Below are 11,451 nucleotides of genomic sequence, written 5' to 3' on the forward strand. Positions count from 1 at the left end.
GCCTGCTCATCACCTCGGACCCCACATAATCCCCGCGTCCTGCCTGGAGCAGTTTGGGTGGCCACGAGTGGAGCAGTTTGGGGTGGCCATCGGGGTGGTGTTTTCCGAGTTGGACAGCAACCGCTGCAGCGCGTTCACGCATGCTTCCGAGTAGCGACGCTCGCTCAGCATCGCCTGGAGATGGTCCGCCAGGGGACGCCCCTTCCCCGACGCCTGCCGGAGCATTTCGCCGATGGTGAGCGGAAGTTCAGGCGTTTCGAGCAGCAACAGCCCAAGCCCGAGGAACATGTTGCGGGCATGGTCGTTGAAGAAGGTCTCCGACACACCCGCGCCTTCGCTCGGGAAAAGCACCTGCCCGATGCTCAACAAGTCGACCACATGATGGAGCGGGTCGTCTCGGACCGTGGACAACGGATTCCATCGATGGCTGCGCGCGTCTTTGTCGAAAGGCGAGAGCGCAAAGACCTTGGAGTACTTGGATCGGAATCCAGCCGTGATCGCGTAGTTCTCGCCCTTGATGTCGAGCACGACGACCGAATCGGGGAAGTTCAACAGGTTGGGGATCACGACGCCCACGCCCTTGCCGCTTCGCGTTGGCGCCGACAGCATCACCGACAGCTGACCTTGCAGCGAGAGGTATTTCCGTCGATACCGACCCAACAGGATAGAAGGTCCATCCCCACCGCAAAGGCCAGCTCGCCGAACCTCTGCTGCATTGGCGAATCTTGCATCGCCGAACAGGGAGCGGCGGGGACGGACTGCCGCCACCATTGCCCCTGGAACAAGGACGAGAAGGCCCACGCCCGCAGCGACCGATGCCAGCTGCAACCGCGGCCGCAGCTTCGCATCGTCTCCATACCACTTCCAATAGTTAAAGATGCTGGTGATACCTGCCTGTGTCGGATTCGCCTTGCAAAGCACGAGGAACGAAAAGCCGGCCAAGTACATGGCGAGGCCAGCGAGCACGGCATAGCCAACAGAGGCGAAGACGACCGCCGAGATCTTGCGGCCTGAGAACCAGGAATTCATACGTCACTCCTCAAATGCCCGTGCCGCGAAATCAGCGCAGTTCGCAACAGGATTCACCACCGCAGCCCGACGGATGGCAGGCGAAGACGCCAACTCCCACCACGGACACAGCGATTGCTTTTTCTGCACCGAACAGCGCTTCGACTGAATCTCGGGTCGAGACCATGTCTGCTCCCTCGGCCAGCTCCGCGCCATCGATCAGTGGAATCTCAGCACCCTGGCCGCACGGTCATTGCAGGCGCCCGACGACTAACTGTCCAGATGTATGCATTCCCAGGGACGCCACGCCTTGAAACGCCCGGCGATATTTCGATCAACCGTCAGACAGCGCCTGAGCGATCCACGACCGAACGTTTGCAGCGACGCTGCGACGACGCGCCATAGGGAATAGGGAAACCCAGGACGGCACCACGTCGAAATTTTTGGCGCCTCAAACGTCCATGGGCTCTGACCCCAAATCTGCGCCAGCCAGCTGTTTCAATCTCTTTCAAATTCGTGGCCGAGCCGCATCACCACGACCTCCCGCACAGCCCGTCCCGAGCTATTTGGTGTCGAGTTCGATACGCCTGTCAGTCATTCGCACGCTCAGACCATGAAGGCTTGCAACAGCGCGCGCGAATGCTTCGCTGTCTCCCGCGTGCATGATGCCGCTGATGCGCAGGCTGCCGATCGTGTCCATGTCGAGGATGACGACTGGCAGCTTGCTGTAGCGGTTCATCTCAAGAACCGCATCGACCAGCGAAACGTCGTCAAGCACCACCTCCCCGCGCTTCCAGGCGGTGAGGTTCTCGAGCTTCGGCCGATCCAGTCGCGCACCCAACGCATCAGACGCGCCGCCCCCTGAAGAGCGGGCACGCAGACGTTCTCCTGGCTCCATCACGAATTGCTCGACCGAGCGGCCGTGCGCAGCGCGGCCGGCTTGGTTCACGATCACCTGGCCTTCGATCAGCGTGACATCGAATGCCTCGTCTCCGCGTTGCGGTGTGGCACGGACCAGGAATGTCGTACCGGTGGCCGTCACGTTCGCATCGGCCACCTGGACCACGAACGGCCGAGTGGCGTCCTTGGCAACCTCGAACAGGGCTTCGCCGAGACTGACCTGGACGACGCGTTTCGCCTGGGTCAGCGTAGCGCGCACCCGGGTCGCAGTGTTCAGCGTCACGCGTGTGCCGTCCGGCAGCATGACGGCGCGCTGCTCCCCGACACCCGTTTCGTACAAATCAGCGGACGCCCAGGGACGCCACACCAACAAGCCGACGCTGGCCAGCGCTGCGCCAACAAGCGCGGCACGTCGGGCAGGCTTGGGCGCCTCAAGGCGCGAGCTATCGACGGCCGCAGCGCGCGCAGCGAGAGCAAGGCCCCGAACGTCCTGCCAGGTGTCGCTGCAGCGCTCGAACGCCAGCCGATGCGCCGCCGAGCGGTCCTGCCACGCCAGGCACTCGCGGTCCATGTCGGGCGTGCGATCGGGCCCGTGCAGGCGTGCGATCCAGACCGCAGCCTCGGCGGCGATCTCTGGCGTGACAACCGGCTGCGTCCCTCCCGCGTTCTCCGGCGCGTCCGACGCTCCGTCCGACGGCACGGCTACCAGTCTTCCATCCAGCTGGTGAGCTGAAGGGTGGCCTTGGCGACGTGTATATGGACGGTGGAGACGCTCACGCCTCGAGCCCGCGCAATCTCGCCATAGGTCAGGCCGTCCAGGCGATGCGACAGCAGGATGGCGCGGCTTGTCTCGCTCAGGCGAGCCAGGCCCGCGCTGAGGCGCGCGACTCGCTCCTTGGCGAGCATCGAATCTTCGGCGGTGGGCGCGAGATCGATGATGACCGCGTCCTCCACGAGCACCTCGCAGCCGCGCGTCATCCGCGCGCGGTGGACGTCGATGGAGAGGTTCAGCGCGGTACGCATCATGAACGCCTCGGGCTGCGCGACCTCCTGTTCGCGCTGGTACCCGGCCAGCCGCACCCACGCTTCCTGGACCAAGTCGTCGGCATCCTGGGCCGAACTCCCGCGGCGCAGCAAGGCAGCACGGACGCTGGCGAAGGTTTTCTTGATGTCCACGGCAGGAAGACGGGGTCAGCCGACCGCCGCACTCAGAGCCAATGAGGCCGACGAGCGCACCGCCCGCGCGGGCTCAGGAGACTCAGGCCAAGCGCGCGAGAGATAGCGTTCGGCCGATCGACGCAGCAGCGCCGCAGCAGCCGCTGCATTGACAAAGGGGCCGTGGCGCACAACAGCCCGCTTCAGACGCGGGCTCAGAGAAGCGCTAACTTCCACGGCCCGCTCGACGTACCGGCGATGGCCAAGCAAGGTCGACCCGACATCGGGATGGTTCAGGGTCGCGGACGCCGGCAAGACCGCGTTGTAACGGTAGCGGGGAGCCATGGCGGCCTGGATCTCAACCGGATCCGGGCCGATCACGATGCGCAACCGTACGACACCCCGATCCTGAACGTCGCTGGCGATGGCGCGCCAACAGGCGTCTTTGGGCTCTTGCACGTGCCAGGCACCCAAAAAGTGTGGTGCGTGGTCCGACATGACACCAACAGCCCAGAGCAGCTGCACGGTGCGAACGCCGGCATCGCCATGAACCCGGAACCCAAGCACATCGAAGGCCGCGCACACGTACGAACGGCAGAGCGGTTCGAGTTCAGACTCGGCGTTGATCAGGGAGACGTTCATCGCTTGCTCCTGCAATCCGGGCCGACGAGATAGCGGATCCGCTCGACACCGCGGGTCCTGAGGCCATCGACGATGGCGAGCCATCGCGGGCGCTTCGGGCCAGAACACGGCCAGGCCCCCAGATAGTCGGGCAGGCTGTCCGACAGCGCGCCGACCGCCCTGAGCATCGGCTCGGCCTGCGCGCCGAAGACGCCGACCGCTGGGCTGAACTGCACCGAGATATGGTTGAAGAAGATGGCCACATAGGAGCGGCACAGAGGCGGGGTTGACGGCCTGAATTGAGTGACTGAAGGGATGTTCATCACGGGCTCCTCAGTTCGAACGGCGCTTTGCAGGCGACCTGGGTGAATCAAGAAGTGCTGTCCATCATGCATTCAGCGATTCATGGTGCTCATGTCGACCTACGCACCACACCAATTGAACCACAAAGAGCACCAAATGTGTCACATAGATTGTGGAAACGAAGTTGCTGAAAATTGATGCTTGCTGGCCATGCCCAGGACCAAGCCAGCTCCGACATCGCGCGAAGTGTTTGCGAGGAATTTGCGTCGCGCACGGCGACTCAAGGACCTGACACAGGAGAGCCTGGCTCTCGAAGCAGGCGTGCCCCGCGGTTACTTGAGTCGTGTTGAAAGGGGCTCGATCAACATCTCCATAGATAACGCGGATGCGTTGTCGCGGGCCATCGGCGTTCCCCTGCGTGACCTGGTCGACCCGGCCAAGTTCACCGGACTCGATGACGAATGAAGGTTCTGTCGATTAGCTGGTGCTGCTGAGCGACTCAATCTCGGTGAGCAAGACCAGTGTGCGCGAAGAGCCCGGGCGAAACCGTCGCCTTCAAAGTCGGAGACAAGGTGACCTTCGATGACGGCAAAGGTGTGGCCCAGGTTGGCACGGTCACGCGCATCAAACGTCGCACCGCCACACTGCAAGCCATGGACGGCCGCAACCGGCGTGTCGGCTTCGAACTGCTGCGTCACGTGCTCGACGTCTAACGCCTGATACTGTCCGCAAGCTCCCATCCCAATGACATGAACGACGACCTGTCGTGGTCAAGTCTTTTCGGACACTCCGATAAGGCAGATTTGAATTTCAGTGGGCTGGCACGTGCTGTTGCTCGTACTGGCAAGGGGACTGGTAGCCCAGCATCCCGAGCAGCGCGACGGGCTGTTGGCCGCCATGCATTACTTGCTGGTCGCATATCTCGGGCTACACAACATGTTGGCCAAGGCCAATGATCGGACGTTGGCGCCTCGAATGCTCAGCGCCAGTCGAGAAGAGTTGGATCGATGGCTGGCTCTGGTCGAGCGTGAGGGCGACGTTCAGGGATTGGCAGACGCTGAATAGCCGAAGGCTGCCACCCGATCTGCAATCAAGAGGGCCGTGGCGCCACGCTTACTTCGCTTCAGCTGGAGACGGTGACAAAGGTGAACTTGTCACCCACCGCCGAAGCCAAATGGCTGTGATTCGGCCTGCCCTAGCCAAGGCAGCGACTACGCGCCCGACGTGACCTTCTCTGTCTGGCCAGACACGACCAGTGCAGCTGCGACGACCAGCACCGCGGCCAACCACAAGCAGTCGAAGCCGACCCAAGCGTAGCCCGCCGCACCAAGCGCCGACCCGGCCGCAAACGCCAGGATGGCCGGCCACGCGTTGTAGATCCGAGTGCGTGCGCTGGCGTCTGCGCGGCCAGCGGCCAGGGCCAGCAGGTCGATGGCGGTCTGCGTCACGTTCCCCGTCATTACCGTCGTCTGTACCGGGCCCGCCAGGCTGGTGCGCATCAGCGCGTTCTGCACGCCCATGGCGGCGATGAGCGTGAAGCCAAGCGACATGGTCGCCAGGTCGTCAGGCCGGCCAGGTGCAGGCAGACGCCCTGCGGCGAAAGCCGCGGCGGCGATGAACAACGCCTCGGCGCCCAGCAGCCAGGCCGTCGCAGGCTTGCCGCGCCGCTGCAGCACGAACTCGACCTGAGCGGTCAGCAGAACACTGACCAGAAAGATCGGAAGCGCCAGCAGCTTGGTGAGGATCTGGTCGTGGTGGTTGACCAGCTCCGCGCCGATCAGCACAAAGTTGCCGGTCACGTGTGCGGTGAACAGGCCGAACAGGCCGATGAAGCCGCAGGTGTCCACATAGGCTGCCGCGAGCGCCAGCAGCGCGGCCCGGCGGCGATGAGCGCTCGTCGGCGTCACGCGATGTCCTCCCGGTAGCTGATGACGCCGGCAAAGGCCAGCGCTCCAACCAGCGCGATGTGCTCCCAGAAACCATTGAAGGCATGCGCCCGGTCTGCGCCCGGCGGCAGCTGCCACCAGGTGTGGGCGAGAAAGGTGGCCGCCAGTGTGAAGCCGGCCAGCGCCAGGGCCGCGAGCCACGCGCCGCGCTGCCCCGAGAGCAACCAGGCGCTGGCCCCGAGCTGCAGCCCGATGACGCCGGCGGCGACGAGCGCGAGCAGCGGCCCCGGGGTCAAGCCGGTCAGCGCTCCCACCTCGGCCTGGGCGCCGGCCCAGTCGAACAGCTTGACAACGCCGCTGATGAGGTAGGGCCCCAGCAAGGCAAGCAATGCAGCGCGCTGCAGCGTGCGGACCGGGGACGGCGAAGCAGTGGAAAGCGCCGCCATGGTCAGAACGCCCAGCAAGCACAGCCGAGCGCGCCCCAGAAGCCGCGGTCGTCGGCCGGGACGCCGCCCGTGTAGGCCCGATCATGGGCATGTCCGTGCACGCCGCAAGGCGAGGCGCAGCAGCTGGCCAGGCTGCGGGTCGACGCCGCCGACGGCCGGGTGAAGAGGCCTGCGGCCGGGTTGGCGTGCCAATGGCCGCCGAAGCGGTTGACGGGCGACCAGTCGGGCGACGCGGGCGGCAAGGGCGGCGCCTCCCCTGAAAAATCACCACTGCCGTGCACGACGCGGCCGTCCATGACAGTCAACTCGGCGTAGAGGCCGCCGATCTCGTCCTCGGGCACGCTGAAGTAGTCGCGGTTGAGCAGCGCGAAATCGGCGAGCTGGCCGGGCTTGATCTGGCCCTTGCGGCCTTCGTCGTGGCTGAACCAGGTGTTCCCGCTCGTCCACAGACGCAGCGCGGTGTGGCGGTCGAGCAGGTTTGCCTCGCCATACATGCGCATGCCACCCACCGTCTTGCCGGTGACGAGCCAGCCGAGACTCGTCCACGGGTTGTAGGAGGCCACGCGGGTGGCGTCGGTGCCGGCGCCCACGGGCAAGCCTGCGTCCAGCATGCGGCGCACCGGCGGCGTGGCGCGCGCTGCCTCGGCGCCGTAGCGAGCGACGAAATACTCACCCTGAAAGGCCATGCGATGCTGCACGGCGATGCCGCCACCCAGCGCCTTGATGCGGTCGATAGAACGCAGGCTGACGGTCTCGGCATGGTCGAACCACCAGTGCAGGCCGTCGAAGGGGATCTCGCGGTTCACCTTCTCGAATACATCCAGGGCGCGGCTGATGGTTTCCTCGTAGGTCGCGTGCATGCGAAACGGCCAGCGCTTTTGCACCAGCAGCCGCACGACGGCCTCCAGGTCGGGCTCCATGCCGGCAGGCATCTCCGGGCGCGGTTCCCGGAAGTCCTCGAAATCCGCGCCGCTGAAGACCAGCATCTCGCCGGCACCGTTGTGGCGGTACATCTCGCTGCCCGCCAGTGGCGCGAGCATGTCGCTCCAGCGCTGGAAGTCGGACAGCTCCGCGCCCTTGTTCTGCGTGAAGAGGTTGTAGGCAATGCGGATCGTGAGCTCGTTGTCGCCGGCGAGCTTGTCGATGATCTGGTAGTCCTCGGGGTAGTTCTGAAACCCTCCGCCGGCGTCGATCACGCTGGTGACGCCCAGGCGGTTGAGTTCGCGCATGAAGAGCCGCGTGCTGTTGATCTGGTCGTCCGGATCGAGCTTGGGGCCGCGAGCCAGGGCCGAGTAGAGGATGACCGCGTTGGGGCGGGCCAGCAGCAAGCCGGTCGGTCGGCCTGCGGCGTCGCGCTGGATCTCGCCGCCAGGTGGGTTGGGCGTGTCCTTGTCGTAGCCCACCGCACGCAGCGCCGCTGCGTTGAGCAACGCGCGGTCGTAGAGGTGCAGGATGAAGACCGGCGTGTGCGGCGCGACAGCGTTCAGTTCGTCGAGAGTCGGCAGGCGCTTCTCGGCGAACTGGTGCTCGCTGAAGCCCCCGACCACCCTGACCCATTGCGGCGCCGGCGTGCGGTCGACCTGCTCCTTGAGCATGGCCATCGCATCGGCCAGCGTGGGAACACCCTCCCAGCGCAGCTCGAGGTTGAAGTTGAGGCCGCCGCGGATCAGGTGGATGTGGCTGTCGATGAGCCCGGGAATGATGCGCTTGCCGCGGGCGTCGATGACACGTGTGCCGGCGCCGCGCAGGGCCAAGACCTCGCCGCCTTCACCCACGGCCACGAAGCGGCCCCCACGGATGGCCAGGGCCTCGGCCTGCGGCCGTTCCCGGTCCAAGGTCTCGATGCGTGCGTTCAGCACAATGAGGTCGGCAGCGTCCATTCAGCTCTCCTTGTGGGCGGGCGTGGATGGCGCCTGTGGCGCGGCCACGCCGGTGATCTTGGGCGTGCATTCGCTGTGGAACCAGGCGAGCGTAACGGGCTCGCCGGCAAGCGTCCGCTTCGCGAGTGGCACCAATTGCTCGCCCACCAACATGCCGAGCAAGCCCAGCAGCGCGATGGCTGGCGGCGCTGGCGAGCGCACCTGCAGCAGCGCATAGATGACGCCAACGAGCAGGCCAGCGGCCAGGGACAGGAGATAGACCTTCATGGCGGATGCTCCGGGCGTTCGGGTTTACTGGCCGGCCGGCTGAGGGGCGAGCACCGGGCCATGGCTCACGCGCTCGGGCGCCTTGTGGACCATGGTGTAGGCATAGTCGACGCCCATGCCGTAGGCGCCGCTGTGCTCCTTGACGATGTTGATGGTCGCGTCGTAGGTGTCCTTGCGGGCCCAGTCGCGCTGCCACTCCAGCAGCACCTGCTGCCAGGTGACGGGCACCACGCCGGCCTGCACCATGCGCTGCATGGCGTAGTCATGCGCGTCCTTGCTCGTGCCGCCACTGGCGTCGGCCACCATGTAAATCTCGTAGTCGGTGTCGTTCAGCGCCGAGAGGGCAAAGCTCAGGTTGCAGACCTCGGTCCACAGGCCCGACACGACGATCTTCTTGCGGCCCTGGCCGGCGTGGCGCGCCAAGGCGTCGCGCACCTTCTGGTCGTCCCACGAGTTCATGGAGGTGCGCTCCAACAGCGGCGCCTCAGGGAAGACGGCGAGCAGCTCGGGGTAGGTCGGGCCCGAGAAGCCCAGCGTCTCGACCGTCGTGATGGTCGTCGGGATGCCGAAGGCTTTGCCAGCCTTGGCCAGGCCGACGACGTTGTTCTTCAGCGTCTGGCGGTCGATCGACTGCACGCCAAAGGCCATCTGCGGTTGCTGGTCGATGAAGATCAGCTGCGAATTCTGCGGGGTCAGGACTTCAAGTTTCGGGTTGCTCATGATGACTTCCTTCAGGGTTTGGTGAGGACGCTTCGAAACGCCTGGGATCGCATTCTTCGTAAGTGATGCCCCGCCGAGAAGCCAGCTCGGCGGCAACCATTTGTCTCTAATACAAAGACAATGCGCACCATGGATCGCATCAGCCACCTCCGTGTGTTCGTCGAGGCCGCGCGCCTGGGCAGCTTTTCGGCCGCCGCCCGCAAGCTCGACCTCACGCGCGATCAGGTCTCCAAGCAGATCGCCGCACTCGAATCGGAAGTTTGCGCACCCTTGTTCGCGCGCAGCACCCGCCGCATCACACTGAGCAGCGGCGGTGAGGCTCTGATCGGCCGTGCGGAGGCCATCGTGACGATGTTCGACGAGGCCTTGGGAGAACTGCGCGGGCTCAGCGGCGCACCGCGCGGATCCCTGCGTGTGAATGCACCGATGAGCTTTGGCCAGCGTTACTTCGCGCCACTGGTTGCGGGCTTTCATGCGGCCTACCCCGAGGTGCAGCTGCGCATCGACCTGGACGACCGCTTCGCCGACCCAGCCAAGACCGGCGCAGACGTGACGCTGCGAATTGCCCAGCTGCCCGAGCAGCTTGACCTGGTCGCGCGCCCCATCGCCGTTGCACCGCGCTGGCTGATCGTTTCTCCGGCTCATCTGGCCGCAGTGGGAGAACCTACACACCCGGACCAGCTGTCGCGTCTGGCCTGCCTGCAATACGGTGAGGCTGGGGCAGCATTGCCCTGGCAATTCCGCCCGGCCGACGTGGAGTCCCCCGTCAAGGTCCTCAGCGTGACGACGCGGGGGCCGGTGTGCTCCAACAATGGCGACCTGCTGCTGCGCGCCGCAATCGATGGCCTTGGCTTCACGGTGCTGCCCGCCTTCATGGTGCAGGACGACATCGCCGCCGGACGCCTGCATCACGTACTGCAAGACTGGCTGGTGACGCCCGACATCGGCGTCTTCGCCCTTTACGCCAGCACCGCTCGCTCCTCACCGGCGGTTCGCGCCTTCGTGGAGTTCTTCGGTCCGCGGCTGGCGGAAGCGTTGGTTGTGAAGCGCAGCCCCTGACGATATCGTGTTGGTTTTCAGGCCCGGTCCCCACTGCTTGCGACCCGCCACGCCACGCTCTACATGAACAGCTAGCCAGCACAGCCTCGCACCTGCACATTGCACTCACGCCATGCCTCGCGAGTCCTTCTACAACCCCGAGATGGCGCCCAGTCCGACGACATGGCTGGAGTTGCCTGAGCAAGAACGAATCCGCGTCGTTTCAGCATTCCACACGCTGTATCGCCAGCGGTCTGGAAATGCCAAGGTGCACGCCGCAATACACGTCGTTGTTGAAAACCAGGTTGCCATGGGCTTTGGCCCAACCGTGCGTGCAATCGCGCGCCTGCAGACACAGGGCTTATCCAGGCATGACTCGGTGCACGCCGTCGGCTCGGTGGTCGCCAGCTACCTTTTCGAGGCCATGCGCGACAGTGTGGAAGGTGACGCACACAGCCTGCAGTCGGAAATGAACGCCGCAATCGAGCGCCTTGACGCGCAGTCGTGGCGCCAACAGTACGACGAGTAGAGCGTCGGCATGCCGAACAGGCACGCTGGTGCTGGTCATCCTGGCTGGTCACAAGCGCCATGCGCATGTGACCGCGATGCGCGTGACGCGGCACCTGGAGAGGCAGTCACCGAGGCTGCTGCGGCTGGCAAAGTGCTTCGCGCCGACCGATCCGAATGCCTGGCACGCAACCTGCATTGTCGAAACCAGTCAGTTGTCTCCTCCATCCACCCGGATGGATTCATGCCCCGAGCTGGTTCAGCTTCGGGGCTTTTTTTGGCCGGAATGCCCCATCTGGAAGCGCAGCAGGTACCGCCACCTCCGCCGTTCAGCAGATTCCGGTCATTGCCGCCTACCGCGGGGCACTGTGTCGGCGGCCGGTTCGGGTGGCTCGCCTTGCCGCCGTAGCGATGACCATGCGATGCCGGGTGTGGTTCCATTGACGGCCGTTGGCTGATCGCTCTCAACCCTTTGCGGTCCCACAGACACCGTATCTCGATGCCTCGAAGCAGACCTTTGCGGCCCGGATGTTCTTGGCTTCTCGCGCTGGTGGAATCCAAATGATGGACCAGTCAGCCGTGGCTCAAGGCAAGCAAGGCACTCGGGTCGAGTTCGATTGGAAGTTAAGGCTACGCTGATTAAGGTCCGCCTTGCGGGTTGATCAGGTGGCAAGGTGAGCGCTGCGTCGGGATGATGCTCGCATGAAGCAAGCAACACTC

14 protein-coding genes are annotated in these 11,451 nt (G+C 64.9%); 4 read left to right on the forward strand and 10 right to left on the reverse strand.

Features of this window, described 5'->3' with window-relative positions; genetic code table 11:
* Positions 1-9: 9 nt before the first annotated feature.
* The 5 genes from EV671_RS25900 to EV671_RS26920 all read right to left on the reverse strand — a co-directional run bounded on the left by EV671_RS25900 (position 10) and on the right by EV671_RS26920 (position 4,007).
* Positions 10-1,029 carry a type IV secretory system conjugative DNA transfer family protein gene (locus EV671_RS25900; protein ID WP_132576788.1) on the reverse strand — a complete coding sequence of 340 codons (1,020 nt, stop codon included), beginning with the start codon at positions 1,027-1,029 and terminating at the stop codon, positions 10-12.
* A 541-nt stretch (positions 1,030-1,570) separates the two neighbouring features.
* On the reverse strand, positions 1,571-2,608 hold the full coding sequence (locus EV671_RS25905; protein ID WP_243655894.1) for a FecR family protein: 1,038 nt from the start codon (positions 2,606-2,608) through the stop codon (positions 1,571-1,573).
* A gap of 2 nt (positions 2,609-2,610) precedes the next feature.
* A complete protein-coding gene (locus tag EV671_RS25910) occupies positions 2,611-3,084 on the reverse strand; it encodes an RNA polymerase sigma factor (RefSeq protein ID WP_132576789.1) in 474 nt (157 codons plus the stop codon).
* Positions 3,085-3,099: 15 nt separating this feature from the next.
* On the reverse strand, positions 3,100-3,705 hold the full coding sequence (locus EV671_RS25915) for a transposase (protein WP_165917738.1): 606 nt from the start codon (positions 3,703-3,705) through the stop codon (positions 3,100-3,102).
* A complete protein-coding gene (locus tag EV671_RS26920) occupies positions 3,702-4,007 on the reverse strand; it encodes a hypothetical protein (RefSeq protein ID WP_165917739.1) in 306 nt (101 codons plus the stop codon). Before EV671_RS26920 ends, EV671_RS25915 begins: the two co-directional genes overlap by 4 nt.
* A 190-nt stretch (positions 4,008-4,197) precedes the next feature.
* On the opposite strand from EV671_RS26920, the gene EV671_RS25920 reads away from it, so the two are divergent.
* A complete protein-coding gene (locus tag EV671_RS25920) occupies positions 4,198-4,452 on the forward strand; it encodes a helix-turn-helix transcriptional regulator (protein ID WP_132576798.1) in 255 nt (84 codons plus the stop codon).
* A 107-nt stretch (positions 4,453-4,559) separates the two neighbouring features.
* On the forward strand, positions 4,560-4,700 hold the full coding sequence (locus EV671_RS26925) for a hypothetical protein (protein ID WP_165917740.1): 141 nt from the start codon (positions 4,560-4,562) through the stop codon (positions 4,698-4,700).
* Between the two features lie 498 nt (positions 4,701-5,198).
* Here EV671_RS26925 and EV671_RS25930 read toward each other — a convergent pair whose 3' ends face one another.
* Genes EV671_RS25930 through EV671_RS25950 form a run of 5 tightly spaced genes read right to left on the reverse strand, consistent with a single transcriptional unit; the run spans position 5,199 to position 9,186 of the window.
* Positions 5,199-5,894, reverse strand: coding sequence for a YoaK family protein (locus EV671_RS25930; protein WP_165917741.1), 696 nt, complete (start codon positions 5,892-5,894; stop codon positions 5,199-5,201).
* Positions 5,891-6,319 carry a DoxX family membrane protein gene (locus EV671_RS25935; RefSeq protein WP_132576792.1) on the reverse strand — a complete coding sequence of 143 codons (429 nt, stop codon included), beginning with the start codon at positions 6,317-6,319 and terminating at the stop codon, positions 5,891-5,893. The genes EV671_RS25930 and EV671_RS25935 overlap by 4 nt, the downstream gene beginning before the upstream one ends.
* 2 nt (positions 6,320-6,321) lie before the next feature.
* The gene (locus tag EV671_RS25940) at positions 6,322-8,199 is read right to left on the reverse strand and encodes an amidohydrolase (protein WP_132576793.1); all 1,878 of its coding nucleotides are present in this window, start codon (positions 8,197-8,199) and stop codon (positions 6,322-6,324) included.
* Entirely contained in the window at positions 8,200-8,466 is a 267-nt protein-coding gene (locus tag EV671_RS25945) for a DUF1427 family protein (RefSeq protein WP_132576794.1), read from the reverse strand.
* Positions 8,467-8,490: 24 nt separating this feature from the next.
* The gene (locus tag EV671_RS25950) at positions 8,491-9,186 is read right to left on the reverse strand and encodes a hydrolase (protein WP_132576795.1); all 696 of its coding nucleotides are present in this window, start codon (positions 9,184-9,186) and stop codon (positions 8,491-8,493) included.
* A 129-nt stretch (positions 9,187-9,315) separates the two neighbouring features.
* On the opposite strand from EV671_RS25950, the gene EV671_RS25955 reads away from it, so the two are divergent.
* Together EV671_RS25955 and EV671_RS25960 are read left to right on the forward strand one after the other, a co-directional pair.
* Positions 9,316-10,245 (forward strand): LysR family transcriptional regulator, encoded by a 930-nt coding sequence (locus tag EV671_RS25955; protein ID WP_165917742.1) that lies wholly within the window; start codon positions 9,316-9,318, stop codon positions 10,243-10,245.
* A gap of 112 nt (positions 10,246-10,357) precedes the next feature.
* On the forward strand, positions 10,358-10,753 hold the full coding sequence (locus EV671_RS25960; RefSeq protein WP_132576797.1) for a hypothetical protein: 396 nt from the start codon (positions 10,358-10,360) through the stop codon (positions 10,751-10,753).
* The last annotated feature ends 698 nt before the right edge of the window (positions 10,754-11,451 follow it).

It is taken from the genome of Roseateles saccharophilus (assembly GCF_004342485.1).
Lineage (GTDB): Bacteria > Pseudomonadota > Gammaproteobacteria > Burkholderiales > Burkholderiaceae_C > Pelomonas > Pelomonas saccharophila.